Here is a 14,532-nt window from a genome sequence, read left to right as displayed (position 1 = left end):
ACTTTTGGGAGTTGAACTTTAACATTGGATGTATTTAAATTTGGATAGCAGCGGGCGTCCCTATTTTGGCGATCCGTTGAACTTTAACATTGGATGTATTTAAATATGGATTTGTGGAGGTAAGTAAAGACGAATATGCAGGTTGAACTTTAACATTGGATGTATTTAAATAACGGATGCGGGAGCAATTGGCAGAAATGAACAAGCGTTGAACTTTAACATTGGATGTATTTAAATTGTTCCGGGCTATGCTTGCCATTTTGGTAAAGTTCAGTTGAACTTTAACATTGGATGTATTTAAATCATTAAATGAGCCTGCTTGTGGTGGAGGAGCAACCAGTTGAACTTTAACATTGGATGTATTTAAATCTAGTATTCACCGTGGGATTAAGCGTGGATGGATAGGTTGAACTTTAACATTGGATGTATTTAAATATTCACCGCCGTATTAAGCGGCTTGCCCGAAAATTGTTGAACTTTAACATTGGATGTATTTAAATATTCCTCATTTTTCGTATCCTTTTTGCCTTTGATGTTGAACTTTAACATTGGATGTATTTAAATGGATTTCTCTTCATGATTCCAAAACACACCATGATGCGTTGAACTTTAACATTGGATGTATTTAAATCACCAGGAATCTACGCCTGCATGAATAGGATTGTACGTTGAACTTTAACATTGGATGTATCCTGAATCCGTGACAAAAACCTAATTTGCGGCATTAATAGGTAGATTTCATTGTGCAGCCTTCCGGTAAGTGACTGATTATTTGTTAAACAGTAGTTTTCTTGTTTTCAATCTTTGAAAAAGCTGTTCAGGTGATTTTCCAGGCACAACAAATAAACTTGCCACTTCCATTTTTTTGCAAGTTTTACGGCAATGTATTGGTACTGGTTCATGCCTGATTAGAAAAAGGCATAGTAGAGGCGTCCGAAAACTGGAAGCCATTTGTTGGTTGAACTTATTTTTAGCTTCCACTGCCTTCCTTGGTGAACAAGTTTTGAAGCCAAGGTAATCATGTTCTGTATGACAGTTCGGATTCTTCTTCTTTTCACTTTCTTTTTAAGAGGTGTATCCTGTTCTTTCAAGCTTTCCTGTCCGATCATACGAAGTAAATTGTAAGCAAAAATACCAAAATGAAGAATGAGTTCGTTCGTTTCATATTTTCCGGATGGCAGGCGTTCCAAATCCAGCTCTGATTTAATTTCACTATGGAACTGTTCGCATGTACCATGGTCGTGATAGAGTGAGACTACCACATGAGCCGGAACATCCAAGGTCGTCCAGTAGGTTTCAAATTCATATTCCGGTATCAAAAAAATTTGACCGTCCCTTGAGATCGATCTTTCGATCACTTTGAACACTTTCCGGATGGTTCGCTCTTCCCCTTTCACCTGAAAGGTTACGGGGATGGATCCAAGGTAGACTTTCTTTCCTTCTCGTTCTTCGCAGCACATGCCGTATTTTTGAGCGATTTCAAGCCAGTCCTCCGCTTTTTCTTTGCGAGGATTGCGTTTGATAATAAAGTCTGTCTCGTTTTCCAGAAAGATGATGAGGTTATCCCGGCTGTCGTTTCCGGAATCAAGCCTGAAAAGCAAAGGTTTGTCTGTCAGTTTTTTGGCAAACGGAAGGGTGTCTCTAATAAAATCCGGTGTCCCTTTTTGGCAATGCACGTTTCCTTTTCGCATTTCAACATTTAGGCAGTAACCTTCCTGTCCGATATAGGCGAACATGGGGGCATAGCCGTCACAGCCTTTATAGGTTCTTTCGACACCTTCCTTTTTTGTTTTGGAATTGTCAAATGGTGAAACATCCATGTCAACCGGAATATAAGCTTTTTCTTTGGCGTAAATGGGGCTAATTTTAGCATTGGTTCGGCGGATCAAATCCAGCGATTCTTCAAGCAGAACCTCTTTCCACTTTTTTGTCAAAGCCGCCTGATCAAGGCGCTGCCTTAAAGTTGGGCTGGAAGGGGCCCCTTTTATATCCAGAGCAAATTGAAAAAAGGCATCATCACGGAAGGTTTCAATACTGTCAAAATCACTTTTGCCCTGGCAAAGCAGGCCGATATAAGATTTGGCAACATCACCATTTGAATATTCAGGGTTACGAGGAATATTTGGTAATTTATAGGCATTTAACTTTGAATCTAAATTTGTCTGATTTAGTAGGTTTCCTACAATAGCTAATCCTGCTTGGGCAGTAATTCGTTCATTCGTAGCTTCTATAATAAACTTTTTCATGAAATCACCTGATTGTGGAATTGGTTAAAATGGAACTCTGTCCATATTATACTAGATTTCATGCGGGTTTTTCGAGATTGAATGAAAATTTCGTCACGGATTCAGGTGTATTTAAATTATTTATCCGCCCAAAACCATGGGCCATATAACCTGTTGAACTTTAACATTGGATGTATTTAAATTAAAAACCTCTTTTCCAAAGGATTTTTTCCAATTTCGTTGAACTTTAACATTGGATGTATTTAAATCCGTTAAAAGTGACTGTAGCCCCTTTTGCTGCTTTTGTTGAACTTTAACATTGGATGTATTTAAATTCCGTTGTATTCGGGATCAGGCCGGCTTCAAATAGAGTTGAACTTTAACATTGGATGTATTTAAATCGTATTCTTTCCCGCGCAAAAGGCCAAAATCAATAGTTGAACTTTAACATTGGATGTATTTAAATTACTTTGATTTATTTTCTTCGTTCGCTTTCTAAGGTGGACCCCATCGTCAAGACAAAAATTTTAAATTTGTGTCTTGACGATGGGGTCCACCTTAGGTTTATATTGCCGGCAACACCTAAGCCGACATCTCCGCCGGTAACAGCTACGACTGGCGGGGATGTTGGTTATTGTTCTGTTTTCAATCGGCTGCTGTGCTCTCTCCATGTTAAGAAAAAATCGGAAAGGGAAGCGAGCAAAAACACAAGATAAATGATTAAACCGGGTGTATCTGATGCATGCGAATCGGAGAGGACCCGCGTTTTCCACTTTTTTGGGAAACATCGTTTGGTGTACCGCATCGTACTCTTTTTGCTGCCAGAAGTGCTGCCGGTAATAATTCCGGTTCCTACTGTTCCATGCAGCCTTGTATGCAGCTGCCTGGCCAGAAAGAAAAGAGCCCAAGTCCCGCCTGCAGGAATAATAAAACAGAAGCAAGCAGCCCTGCCCAAAAAAGATTTTAAAGTTTTTCCCATTGAAGGCTTGCTGAGCGAACCAGACAAAGCTTTATCTCTGGTTCGCTCAGCCGCAAAACTGGTTGATGCCGCCTTCTTTTTTCTTTAAATCCAAAAAGAGGCGCAGATCGTGCAGGCAGCAGTGACAAACCCTCTTTGTGAAATTGCCCTTGTTTTTATAGTCCCCAGAACCGGGTCCAGGGCTTTTGCTTATTTAGCAGCCCCCGATTATGTATTTCTGTCATCCTCATCGTCCAGTTCCCTGATCAAATTCCAAGTCTGATAAATCCGGCTTGCCATTTTCTCAGGATCTTTCAGCATCATTTGATATAAATCCGGTTCATGGCTCAACGTCTCAAGCAGTTTCTTTTCCGGATTACTGACCGCTTCATTTGTCTTCAGGCCCACATGGTTGGTAAGGCCTAAAAGATAATCAATGGATACTTTTAACACTTGCGAAATCCGGTATAACACCTTAATAGAAGGAAAACTGTATCCAGTTTCGTAGTTCGAAATGTTCCGGTCGCTTACCCCGACCCTTTTCGCAAGTTCAGGCTGGCTGTAGCCTTGAGCTGCCCGCACTTTTTTCAAACGGGCTGCGAATATTGCTTTAACGTTATCCATGTTTTCATTCCCGTGATCGGCCATCGCTACTGCTCCTTAAAAAAAATCAAAAAAATGGTTGACTTCCAAAATAATTGTGTATAATATAAGTGTATAGAAATTATTTTGTTGATGAGTGTCTGTACAAAGTTGACAAAGAGCCGGAGACACGAAGAAAATAGAGCTTCAGCAAAAAATACCCCCCTATTTTCTCATGATTCTTACTTGCAGTTCCCAAATTCAAAGTAAGAGTAATACGGTCTCCAGGCTCTATTTTTACAGTCTCCCTTCCAGTTTAGCATGAAAACGGTGCGGTTTTAACCCCTTTTCAAATTGTAAACGCTTTCATATAAAAATGGCGGGCCAATGATCCCTGCCATTCCATCATCATTAATCCACATTGTTGATGAACAAATCCGTTTCTGGCTTGCCATGAACCAGCTTTCGCGTGCAAAGAGGAGTCCGGGCAAAGCGGCCAGTCTTCTTGCCGAGACCAGAGATCGCAACCCCTCAAGCAGGCAGGGCAGCTGCATGCCTTTGTAAAATTTCCATTTCCTACGGGTTCATGCACCAATCTTGTCCCGGATTTTTGATGAAACAAATTATAAAAACGCATCATGGCTTACGTTCATTTTCAAATAACCCAGCCCATGCCGGTTCCGTTATTCAACCGGCATGGGCTGGGTTCCTGTAGCAATGGGCAATCGTTATTCTGAAAATGTCTAACCCTCATTTTATTGCATATAAATGCGTATTGAGATTAATGGCCAGAAATCCGGCGTTTTCCGGTGCCTCTTTGTAAATTGTAATGCCCGTGTTGTCTTGCGGGATCATCCGGTAATTTTTAAACGGGACTTCCAGTGTTCCGGCGACGAAAAAGCGGATTGCCATGCTGTGGGCCACAACAAGGACGGTTTCCTCCGGATGTTTTTCCACCAGCTCATTGATACAGGCACGGACACGGTTATAGACTTGGACGGCCGTTTCCCCCGTATAACCCGCATGTGTCGCGCCCGGATCTTGTAGCCATGCCTCCCAATTATCCGCATAGTTTACGGAAAAGTCTTCCTGCCGTTCTCCTTCCCAGGCACCGAAGTCCGTTTCGACAAGACGCGGATCCTGGTGTATTTCCAAATTCCGCCCCTTCACGAGAATTTCTGCCGTACGGACAGCACGGCCCAATGTTGATGCGTAAACCACATCAAACGGAATGTCCTTTAAAAATCCTGCCGCCAGTTTCGCCTGCCGCACGCCGGTCTCAGACAAACCGATATCGCTTCTCCCGCAATATCTGTTCCGGTCGGCGTTCCATTCTGTCTGGCCATGGCGCACAAAATAAAAAAGTGTCATAATGTACCTCTTTTCACAAAGTATCGACTGGTTTTATTTTAGCAAATTGAAGCGTGGAATGCTATCTCCCGCGGATGACCAGCAAATTGATGCCGGCTATGCAACGCGAATGCGTCCGGCCTCTCGCTATAAAAAAATTTATTTGCTATATTATATTAAAATATTATATAATGGCAAAGGACGCTAAAACATTGGAGAAGGATGAGTTGTTTTTTATCTTTTAAAAACTTCATATCATCGCTCAATTACATGTTTATGTAAACGGGGGAACCAACGGGTGCTTTGGGCACCAGGGGTGAAACCTTTCATTGAAAGGTAGGGAAACTCTTTATTCCCTAATCCGTCAGCTAACCTCGTAAGCGTCTGGAGAGAACTGCGTGTGTTTTTTGGACACGCCTTTTAAGCAAAAATGCTGCGAAGGAATTTCTCTCTTTCGTGGTTTTTTTTCATCCGCAAATTCGGTTTCCACATGGAAATCCGGAAACCGGTGGTATCTGCAATTTGAGTTTTACAAACAATCCGGTATGCAGCTTGCGTACTGCGCTTTTTGAAAAAATATTGGCATCTGGGAGGGACCTACATGAAAAGAGTGAGTTTAGCCTGGCAGATTTTTATCGGCCTGATTCTCGGTATTGCGATCGGCGGCATTTTTCACGGAAATGACACCGTGGCCCATATTCTCCAGCCGTTTGGCGATTTCTTTTTGCGCTTGATTAAAATGATTGTGATCCCGATTGTCGTTTCAAGCCTGATTGTCGGTGTTGCCGGTGCAGGAGATATGAAGCAGGTTGGAAAGCTCGGCCTGAAAGCATTAATCTATTTTGAAATTGTCACGACCATTGCAATTGTAGTCGGGCTGCTGGCCGGAAACTTGTTCCATCCGGGTACAGGGGTGGATATGGGTTCGCTGGCAAAAACATCGATCAGCAGTTATGTGGAAACAACGAAAGAGACGCAGCACAATGGCATAGTCGATACGATCTTAAATATTGTGCCGACGAACTTGTTTGAATCCCTTTCACAAGGGAACATGCTTCCAATCATTTTCTTCTCTGTCATGTTCGGGATCGGGGTGGCAGCCATCGGGGAAAAAGGAAAACCGGTGCTCCGCTTTTTCCAGGGTGTCAGTGAAGCGATGTTTTATGTCACCAATTTGGTCATGAAAGTGGCCCCGATCGGTGTATTCGGCCTTATTGGCGTAACGGTTGCGCAATTCGGCCTCAAGTCATTGATCCCGCTGAGCAAGCTTGTTTTCACGGTTTACGGCACAATTATTTTCTTTGTGGTTGTCGTGCTTGGCCTGATTGGCTGGCTTTTCCGTGTAAATATTTTCAATCTCTTCAAGATCCTGAAAGACGAATTGATCCTTGCCTATTCCACTGCAAGCTCAGAAGCGGTGCTGCCAAGGCTCATGGAGAAAATGGAAAAATTCGGTTGCCCGAAATCGATCACCACACTGGTGATTCCGACCGGATATTCTTTCAACCTGGACGGCTCGACCTTGTACCAGTCGCTGGCGGCGCTGTTTATTGCGCAAATGTATGGGATTCATATGTCCATCGGTGCGCAAATTTCTCTGGTGCTCGTGCTGATGGTCACGTCAAAAGGCATTGCCGGTGTTCCGGGGGTTTCATTCGTCGTGCTTTTGGCGACGCTGGGAACGGTCGGCATTCCGATTGAAGGCCTTGCATTTATTGCCGGGATTGACCGTATTCTGGATATGGCAAGAACAGTCTGCAATGTCGTTGGGAATACACTGGCAACCATTATTGTGTCAAAATGGGAAGGAAAATATGACAAAGAAAAAGGGGAAGCGTACCTTGCTGAAATCAGCGGCGGCGGGCACGATTCCAAAGATCACAAATATGTAACGGAATCTTAAAATCAGCTATGAAGTTAAAGAAGGTGCACTGCCGGAACAGGGGCGGGGCGCCTTTTTTGTTTGCGAATGTTCTGTCCGTTGAAAGATCACCGGCAGTGTCCCCTTTTTGCATGGGCCCGAAAAAATTGTGCCTCTGTTTCCAAGGATTGTTACCGGCCGGGCTGCAATAATGAGCACCCCGGAGCACAAACTATTCACAGCATGTATTGATTTTTGGAGGGATAAAGATGGGCAAAAAAATGCTGCTGTGGGCAGCGGTACTGTCCCTCGCTCTTTTTCCCCGGACGGAACATGCGGATGCGGCTTTTTGGTTTCAGCCGAAACGGGCCACTGTCGATTTGCGTTTGCTGGAGACATCGGATTTGCACGGCTATATGCTGAATTATGATTATGCCGCGCGCACTGAGGCGGAGACTTACGGGCTTGCCCTCACGGCTTCACTCATTGCAGCGGAGAGGAAAGCGGCAAAAAATACGATGCTGTTTGATGACGGGGACTTGCTCGAAGGGAGTGAAATGGCTGCTTATGCTGCCCGGCGCCCGTTAAAAAAGGGGGAAATTCACCCGTTTATTCGTGTGATGAACCATTTAAATTACGATGCGGCGACCGTGGGCAATCATGATTTTCATTACGGACTTGATTTTTTGAAACAGACGATCAGCGGAGCGAAGTTTCCGTTTGTGAATGCCAATATATACTATAATTTCGAAAAAAATGATACAGATGACCAAAAATTTTTTAAACCCTATGTGATTTTGAATAAAAAAGTGGAAGACCGGCACGGGCATTCTCATCATTTGAAAATCGGGGTCATTGGGTTTGTCACGCCTTCTGTCATTGAATGGGAAAAACCGAGCCTTGGCGGCAAAGTCAAAGCAAAGGACATCCTGCATACGGCTGCCTGGTTTGTCCCGAGAATGAAGGCGGAAGGAGCCGACCTGATCATCGCGCTCGCCCATTGCGGTGTGGATCCGGCTGCAAAACAACCGTTTTATACAGGGGATGCCGTATATTTATTAAGCGAGGTAAAAGGGATTGATGCCATTCTGTTCGGGCATCAGCACAGGGTGTTCCCAAGCGAATTTTTTGCAGGCGTTCCCGGTGTCGATATCCGGAAAGGGACGATCAATGGCGTGCCTGCGGTGATGCCCGGCAAGTGGGGGAGCCATCTCGGTGTGATCAGTCTCACTTTGGAAAAAAAGGGAGAGAAGTGGGAAATGACGGAGGCGCAATCCGAGGCGAAACCGGTATATGCCACCCACAATCAGCAGGCAAAATCCATTGTCAGGCCGGATCCGGATATTGTCCGGATGACCGCCGAACTGCAAAAAAACGTACTGGGATCCAAGTTTACTTTATATAGCCGAAACTAATTTGCCCATGCCGCCATTGTTGCGGCATGGGTATTTAAGTGAAGGAAAAAGGGGGCAAATTTTAACATCACCGGGTTCCAGCCGTGGCGTTCTACCATTTGCGGCGAAAATTATAACGGGCGTGCAGGCTCCGTTTGCCGGGAAACGGGGCGCTGTCATACGGTGTACGTTTCTTTTCCTTTTTGTAAAATTTCTTCGTTCGTATCTTTATATCTCAGCATGACATTGACATACAGGGTGTCGATGAGGCTAAGCTGTACGATCCGCGCGGAAAAGGAAGAAAAGCGGAAATCTGCTTCTTGTGAAACTGTAAATAAAGGGACATCGGCTTTCTGGCTTAGCGGCGATTTTGCAAATTGCGTGATCGCGATCGTTTTCGCCCCGGTTTTCTGAACGGCCTGGAGCAACTTCAGCATCTCTTTGTCCGCGCCCGCGTGAGAAATGAAAACCGCCACATCTTCTTTGGTGCATCTTGCCGCGCTCAACAGCTGCAGATGGGGGTCCGTATAAGCCGTGACAGCCAAATCCGTCTGCAAAAATTTTTCGAGGGCATCAAGGGCAATAACGGACGCACTCCCGCAGCCGTAAAACACAATATGCTTCGCATGGCAAATCCATTCAACGGCCCCATGCAAATGTTTTTGGTTCAATGTATGGATCGTATCCCGCAAGGTCTCGATATTGGATTCAAACACTTTTACGGCAACCGCTTTTTCATTGTCGGTATCTTTCACTGCTTCGTCCATATTTTTCCAGGGGCGGGCGGCTTCCGCAGCGAGCGCAATCTTCAACGCCTGAAATCCGCTGAAACCGATGCGCTTGCAAAACCGGAATACCGTCGCATCGGCAACAAGCAACTGATCCGCCACCTGGTTGATCGTGCTGTGGACCAAACGCTGCGGGTTCTCAAGGATGTAGTCTGCAATTTTCCGTTCTTTTGCGCTAAATTCGCTGTACATCGTTTGAATTCTATGAAGACACGGGAATGACTGCAATTGTGTGCCCATCTTCAAACACCTTTCTTGTTGTGTCGTACCTTCTGATTTTATTTTAGTATAAAATCTTCCTTTTTGAAACCGCTGCCATAAAAGGAATGGGTCAAGTTTTCTTCGCTCTTGCCAGCAAGCGGGGCAACCGGCGATACTTTTGCTGCCGCTGAAAAATCAATCCAGTTGCATCCCCCCGCACCAGGCCCGGGTTTTCTCATCATATTTTTAGGGAAAACGGACGGTGCAATCGTGTATAATAAAAATGATGCATCACGATGGGCTGATTTGCAGGCATCTTTTGAAATGGCAGGCGGCAAGCCCGCAACATTTCAAAAAAGGAGGCGTAAAAAGAATGCTAAAAAGATTGGGCTTGATTTGGTTCATCGCTATGATTGCGCTTGGATTCAGCATGAACGGGGTGGCAAAAGCATCTGGCGATAATAGTACAGTGATCGATGAAAAATACGGGAAACCGATCGTTGTAACCGGTGCGGCGCTTTCTGCCTCGCAAAAGGCAGAGGTGGAAAAGGAACTTGGCGTGGACGATGCAAACAATGTGGAAGAGATTACCGTAACCGGTGATGATCTTGTCCATTACATTCCTGACGGCAACCGCAATTCGAATATGTACTCATCCGCAAAAATTACAAGAACGGATTCCGGCGGTGTCCAGGTGCATATTGTCACACCGGAGAATATTACAGAAGTGACAGCGGATATGTATAAAAATGCGCTGCTCACTGCCGGGATTAAAAATGCGGAAGTGGAAGTGGCTTCTCCGCTCAAAGTAACCGGCCATTCAGCGCTTGTCGGTATTTATAAAGCTTACGACGATTCAAGTAAATCCGGGGATAAACTTGATTCAGACCGGACGGAAGTGGCCAGCCAGGAATTAAATGTTGCGACGGATCTGGCGAAAAAGGAAGGGTTAAGCAATGAAAAAGTGACCCAGCTTCTTACGGAAATTAAGCAGGAAATTGCGGACCAGCATCCGGCCACAAAAGAAGATATTGAAAAAATCGTCGATGATAAATTAAAAGATTTAAACATCAATTTGAGCGATTCCGACCGCCAGCTGCTGTATGATTTATTTGACCAGATGCGCAAGCTTAACATCAATTTTGACTCGGTCAAAAGCGAGTTGAGTTCCTTGTCGGACAAACTGAGCGATAAGATCAATAAAGCAGCCGGAGACAAAGATTTTTGGCAAAGCGTAAAAGACTTTTTCCAAAACATCTTTGACGCGATCCGGGGATTATTCCAATAATGGCAAAGAAGGCAGTGCGCCCCTAATTTCCGGCGTTGCTGCCTTCTTTTTGTTGAACATTTTTATCTGTGCTGCTCTGGCTGGGAGCAGTCTTTGCAGGGGTGCCATTCTTTTCCGTCTCCTGGCCGGAAGCAGGTTTTGTGCCAGTGTTGTCCGATTCTGTTCCCTCAGCATTCTTTGTTTTTGTATCATCCGCGTTTTCTGGTTTTTTATTTTTATTTTGATCCGTAACCTTGCCATCCGTTTTCGCATCGTGATGTTTTTCTGTATCCTGTGTTTCTGTTTTCGCTTTATCCTGCGTGCCAGCCTTTGCTTTATCAGCCGTAACAGGCTTGCCGTTTTTTTCTTCCTTGTTTTGATCAGAAGTCCCGCCCTTAAGCAGTTGTGTCAGCTGATCGGCCTGTTTTCGCAACGTTTCTTCATCGGAACCGGAAGTGTCAATATTGGCTGCGCCGGTTTCCATCGAAAGGTCAAGGCCCGGCAGATCCGCATTGTCGGCAAGCTGTTGATGGGCAACAAGGCGGACGTTTTTCATGCCGATCTGTCCGGCTTTTTCCGGGACGTAAATGCTGCCAAAGTCCACCTTTGTAGCATCGGCCTTCATATTTTTCAATTGGATCGGGCCGGGAGCATTCATATGGATTGTCACCGGTCCCCCGGGCGTTTGCAGCACTTTTGTGATTTTCAGGCCGTAGATGGTAACATCCGCATACTGCAGGCGGAGCATGACCTGATTTTGTTTCGTTGCTGTATCGCCTGCTGTAATCCCGGGCGGAAGCATCACGCCTTCCACGCGGTCTGCTTCAATGATGAAGCCGTCTGTTGCGGGGGATTCAGCCACTGAAATGTTTGTAAAAAAGCAAAAATTAAATGCAATAAATGCGGCTGTCAATAGGAAAGATTTTGTTTTCTTCACTTGCCTCACCATTTCTGTGTATAGTCTTTATCTTTCTTCTGCACTCCCTGCGGCAATTTCTTCCATCGGCCCAACACTAGCCGGCACTTCCTCCTGCCTGATTACCCGCCATGAAACAGATAAAGACCCGCCGATGATACCGAGCAGGGTTCCAATGAAAAATCCGCCCATCGCCCCCATGATGGAAAGGACAGACAGGAAAATGGCCAAAATGCCGAACACCATATTAAACTTCGGGAAAAAATAACCCATTCCGCCGATCAGAAAAATCAAGCCGCCGAAAATAAGGCCGATCGACACCATGCTACCGGGCGCGGCTGCAATTTCAAGAAGTTGGACAGGCACATATAAAATGATCATCCCGGAGAGCAACGTAAACGTTGCCCCCCAGAATGGCCGACTTCTTCTCCAGTTTCTAAAATTCATGCGAAACATATGGAACTTGCCCATTATGATCACTCCTTGAGGAAAAGCCTATTTTTTGACAAACTGCACTTTGAGGTTCGGCAGATTTGCGACTTTTTGGAAAAGATAATGTGTATCCAGGCTGCCGTCTTTGATCGTTAAAGTATCTGCCCCTTGTGTAAATGCCTTTGAAGCAGCTTGAGGGTCATCGGAAGTGACATAATTTTCTGAAATATTCATATTGGTGAAGACTGCATCCCCCTGGACAAGCGCAGCTTTTTGAATTACCCCGTCAAGGTGTACAGGTGTGCTTCCGTCGCCTGCCGTAATTCTTACCTGGTACTCGCCGAGAACTGGAATCTTAACATCTTTTTTAATAACCAAGTCTTGAATCGTCACTTTATCAATTTCATTGACAAAGACCGGCTTGACATGGTCCTGCCCTTTGGAAGGGTCCCCATATAAACTCCCGTATAATTTAAACCCGGTACCTTGCATTTCCTTGAATGAAACATTGAATTTGCCGATGCCGCCGACAGTTGCTGCAACGGCAACCCCGTTAATACCGAGTACCGCTAAAAGTCCCCCCAGAAAAATAAGGCCTGAAAGCAGAGCGGTAAAAAACCATTTTTTTGAAGTTCTCCCTTGTAAGACTAATGCCCCTTCGTTCATGTAACAATCCTCCCCTTTAATACTTGATCATTTAAAAAAGATGGCATGCAAAATGTTTTGGTGGGAAAAGTTCCTCCTCTCCGAATGGTATCGCTTACATTTTTCTTTATTTTATTCATTTTAGACAAAAAAATATATTCCTATTATTGTAGGGAATTCAACGGCTTATGGCCTACAAATATCGTATCGGAAAACCGGTTTGATTTTTAACGCGAAAACCCGGCCCGATTATGATAATATTATAGGAAAAAACACTGGCAAGGGGGTTTAGACGAAGGAGGGAGAAAGGTGTCGCTGTCATTAAATACGCATATGAACATGGTCATGAAACACGGGGTAGATCTTTTGCGGTCGCACCAGCAGCAAATTATTGCGGAATGCACGGAAATTTTGCAGTATTTGAGAGAAACACATAAAGGCAGCGCGGATGCTTTTGAATTCGCTTTCAATTGTTTTGTCGCCTTTTTCCGTTCCGGCCAGCAATCGGTTGAAACGCTGATTGACGATATCCGGTCGCAATGGGTGAAGGAATTCCGCCGCCCGCTGGAACCGCATGTTCTCATTTTTATTTTAACCCTAATTGAAAATTCTGTTCATAAAGCCATAAAAGAAAGCACGACCCGGTCTTTTCACTTGCATCCTTCCGTCCAGTACCTGTTTTCAAAAATTTGTGAAGAAATGCTGCTCATTTCCAAACAGGAAACTTTTCATATGGATTCATTTTGTGAGCAGCTCACCAAATCCGAACAGCTCCGGATTGAGTGGATTGCAAGGGTCAGCCATGTGGACGGGGGATACCGGCTGAAGAAAGTGATCGGGATGGAGGAGAACGCGATTGACAGCGGGCTTTTTGAACGGGTGGATCCTTCATGGTTCTGGCTGTCGGAAGCGCTGCTGAAGCGGACGCCGCGGCGGAAACCGGATGAAAGGCGGGATGTGTTTCCGGTGCCGTGGAAAAATGAGACGTTGATTTTTTGTATGAGCGACCAGGATGTTTCGGCCACTATCCCGTTTTTGACATATGCGATGCATTTGTTGCAGATGGAGGAGGAACGGAACGGAAAGGTATATGCGGGCGACCAGTGGAAAGACGCAGTCATTTTGTTTAACGAATGGATTATGCGCTCCCAGGATTTAAATGAAGCGATCCAAAACATCGCTTTCGGTTACGCACAATATTTGCCGTTCGAGCGCTGTGCCCTGTTCCGTTATTCGCAAAGCGATGCGGCGGGATTCGGCCTGTTCGGCTACCATTTTAACAATACGGCAATTCGGAATATAAAGGAGACGATCGACCGCTTTCCGTCCATTTCTAAAATATTGCTAGGAAAGGGGCAGCAGGTGAATATGGTACAGCATTTCCAGCCGCTGTATATCCCAAAAGCTTCAGAAGAGTTTCCGATGCAGTATGTGAAGGAGTTTGAGCTGGAATCGGTCGTGGTCGCCCCGATTTATGTGCCGTCAGAAGGGGTGTTAATTGGCGGTGCCATTTTGGACCAGGGGCCTGGAAAGTTTTTTGAAGTGGACAGCAGCACATTTACAGCGCTGTTGAAGTTCGGCCAGAGCGCAGGTGAACTGCTGGCCAAGTTTTTAAAAGCGAACCAGTGGGACGAAAAGCAGCCGGAACTTGTCCAGTTGTCCGCCCGGGAAATCCATATTCTGCAGCTCTTGGCGGACGGGGCCTCGACGACGGAAGCAGCGGAAATGCTGCATTTGAGCGAGTATACGGTCCGGGATTATGTCTCAAGCCTGATGAAACGCCTTCACGCCAGAAACCGGACGGAAGCCGCCGTAAAAGCAATGCGGCTCGGACTGATTCATTGAATTTTGTTCATTTTCCTCCGCTCCGCACTTTTTTAAGGGAAAAGTAATGATGCACTCATTTTGCACGA

General features: G+C 45.2%; 12 protein-coding genes, 2 CRISPR repeat arrays and 1 riboswitch (1 of these 15 cut by a window edge). Of the genes, 5 read left to right on the top strand and 7 right to left on the bottom strand.

Annotated elements, in window-relative coordinates; translation table 11 throughout:
* Positions 1-697: a CRISPR direct-repeat array (repeat unit 30 nt; unit sequence GTTGAACTTTAACATTGGATGTATTTAAAT) (it extends 3,139 nt beyond the left edge of the window).
* A 211-nt stretch (positions 698-908) separates the two neighbouring features.
* Positions 909-2,246: an IS1380 family transposase gene (locus NSU00_RS12800; protein ID WP_340703762.1), complete on the bottom strand. Its 1,338-nt coding sequence runs from the start codon at positions 2,244-2,246 to the stop codon at positions 909-911.
* 152 nt (positions 2,247-2,398) lie between these two features.
* Positions 2,399-2,691: direct repeats of the CRISPR family, unit length 30 nt; unit sequence GTTGAACTTTAACATTGGATGTATTTAAAT.
* Positions 2,692-3,016: 325 nt separating this feature from the next.
* On the opposite strand from NSU00_RS12800, the gene NSU00_RS12795 reads away from it, so the two are divergent.
* Entirely contained in the window at positions 3,017-3,292 is a 276-nt protein-coding gene (locus tag NSU00_RS12795) for a hypothetical protein (protein ID WP_187287463.1), read from the top strand.
* A 119-nt stretch (positions 3,293-3,411) separates the two neighbouring features.
* Here the strand turns inward: NSU00_RS12795 and NSU00_RS12790 are convergent, their stop codons facing one another.
* Together NSU00_RS12790 and NSU00_RS12785 are read right to left on the bottom strand one after the other, a co-directional pair.
* Positions 3,412-3,831, bottom strand: a complete 420-nt coding sequence (locus NSU00_RS12790; protein ID WP_013860392.1) for a helix-turn-helix domain-containing protein — start codon at positions 3,829-3,831, stop codon at positions 3,412-3,414.
* A 684-nt stretch (positions 3,832-4,515) separates the two neighbouring features.
* The gene (locus tag NSU00_RS12785) at positions 4,516-5,136 is read right to left on the bottom strand and encodes a histidine phosphatase family protein (protein ID WP_340703761.1); all 621 of its coding nucleotides are present in this window, start codon (positions 5,134-5,136) and stop codon (positions 4,516-4,518) included.
* Between the two features lie 228 nt (positions 5,137-5,364).
* A riboswitch (cyclic di-AMP (ydaO/yuaA leader) is annotated at positions 5,365-5,512 on the top strand.
* Between the two features lie 204 nt (positions 5,513-5,716).
* Between NSU00_RS12785 and NSU00_RS12780 the strand changes: the two genes are divergently transcribed.
* Complete coding sequence (locus tag NSU00_RS12780; protein WP_061566115.1) at positions 5,717-7,018, top strand: cation:dicarboxylate symporter family transporter; 1,302 nt, start codon at positions 5,717-5,719, stop codon at positions 7,016-7,018.
* Between the two features lie 227 nt (positions 7,019-7,245).
* Positions 7,246-8,391, top strand: coding sequence for a metallophosphoesterase (locus NSU00_RS12775; protein ID WP_340703760.1), 1,146 nt, complete (start codon positions 7,246-7,248; stop codon positions 8,389-8,391).
* Positions 8,392-8,546: 155 nt separating this feature from the next.
* Here the strand turns inward: NSU00_RS12775 and NSU00_RS12770 are convergent, their stop codons facing one another.
* Positions 8,547-9,398 (bottom strand): MurR/RpiR family transcriptional regulator, encoded by an 852-nt coding sequence (locus NSU00_RS12770; protein WP_340703759.1) that lies wholly within the window; start codon positions 9,396-9,398, stop codon positions 8,547-8,549.
* 334 nt (positions 9,399-9,732) lie between these two features.
* Between NSU00_RS12770 and NSU00_RS12765 the strand changes: the two genes are divergently transcribed.
* Positions 9,733-10,647: a DUF1002 domain-containing protein gene (locus NSU00_RS12765; protein ID WP_340703758.1), complete on the top strand. Its 915-nt coding sequence runs from the start codon at positions 9,733-9,735 to the stop codon at positions 10,645-10,647.
* A gap of 22 nt (positions 10,648-10,669) precedes the next feature.
* Here NSU00_RS12765 and NSU00_RS12760 read toward each other — a convergent pair whose 3' ends face one another.
* Genes NSU00_RS12760 through NSU00_RS12750 form a run of 3 tightly spaced genes read right to left on the bottom strand, consistent with a single transcriptional unit; the run spans position 10,670 to position 12,640 of the window.
* Entirely contained in the window at positions 10,670-11,563 is an 894-nt protein-coding gene (locus tag NSU00_RS12760) for a hypothetical protein (protein WP_258432769.1), read from the bottom strand.
* 27 nt (positions 11,564-11,590) lie between these two features.
* Positions 11,591-12,013, bottom strand: a complete 423-nt coding sequence (locus NSU00_RS12755) for a DUF6114 domain-containing protein (RefSeq protein ID WP_013860384.1) — start codon at positions 12,011-12,013, stop codon at positions 11,591-11,593.
* 24 nt (positions 12,014-12,037) lie between these two features.
* A complete protein-coding gene (locus tag NSU00_RS12750) occupies positions 12,038-12,640 on the bottom strand; it encodes a DUF6230 family protein (RefSeq protein ID WP_340703757.1) in 603 nt (200 codons plus the stop codon).
* A 288-nt stretch (positions 12,641-12,928) separates the two neighbouring features.
* On the opposite strand from NSU00_RS12750, the gene NSU00_RS12745 reads away from it, so the two are divergent.
* Entirely contained in the window at positions 12,929-14,464 is a 1,536-nt protein-coding gene (locus NSU00_RS12745) for a response regulator transcription factor (protein WP_340703756.1), read from the top strand.
* Positions 14,465-14,532 lie beyond the last annotated feature (68 nt).

It is taken from the genome of Weizmannia sp. FSL W8-0401 (genome assembly GCF_038009125.1).
GTDB lineage: Bacteria > Bacillota > Bacilli > Bacillales > Bacillaceae_C > Weizmannia > Weizmannia coagulans.
The sequence above is the reverse complement of the archived record's forward strand: the minus strand, read 5'-3'. Positions and strand labels throughout refer to the sequence as shown.

Excerpts from the sequence above, each read along its gene's own strand:
- NSU00_RS12785 (WP_340703761.1), bottom strand. The coding sequence starts at position 5,136 with ATGACACTTTTTTATTTTGTGCGCCATGGCCAGACAGAATGGAACGCC.
- NSU00_RS12765 (WP_340703758.1), top strand. The coding sequence starts at position 9,733 with ATGCTAAAAAGATTGGGCTTGATTTGGTTCATCGCTATGATTGCGCTT.
- NSU00_RS12780 (WP_061566115.1), top strand. The coding sequence starts at position 5,717 with ATGAAAAGAGTGAGTTTAGCCTGGCAGATTTTTATCGGCCTGATTCTC.
- NSU00_RS12800 (WP_340703762.1), bottom strand. The coding sequence starts at position 2,246 with ATGAAAAAGTTTATTATAGAAGCTACGAATGAACGAATTACTGCCCAA.
- NSU00_RS12750 (WP_340703757.1), bottom strand. The coding sequence starts at position 12,640 with ATGAACGAAGGGGCATTAGTCTTACAAGGGAGAACTTCAAAAAAATGG.
- NSU00_RS12755 (WP_013860384.1), bottom strand. The coding sequence starts at position 12,013 with ATGGGCAAGTTCCATATGTTTCGCATGAATTTTAGAAACTGGAGAAGA.
- NSU00_RS12770 (WP_340703759.1), bottom strand. The coding sequence starts at position 9,398 with ATGGGCACACAATTGCAGTCATTCCCGTGTCTTCATAGAATTCAAACG.
- NSU00_RS12775 (WP_340703760.1), top strand. The coding sequence starts at position 7,246 with ATGGGCAAAAAAATGCTGCTGTGGGCAGCGGTACTGTCCCTCGCTCTT.
- NSU00_RS12790 (WP_013860392.1), bottom strand. The coding sequence starts at position 3,831 with ATGGCCGATCACGGGAATGAAAACATGGATAACGTTAAAGCAATATTC.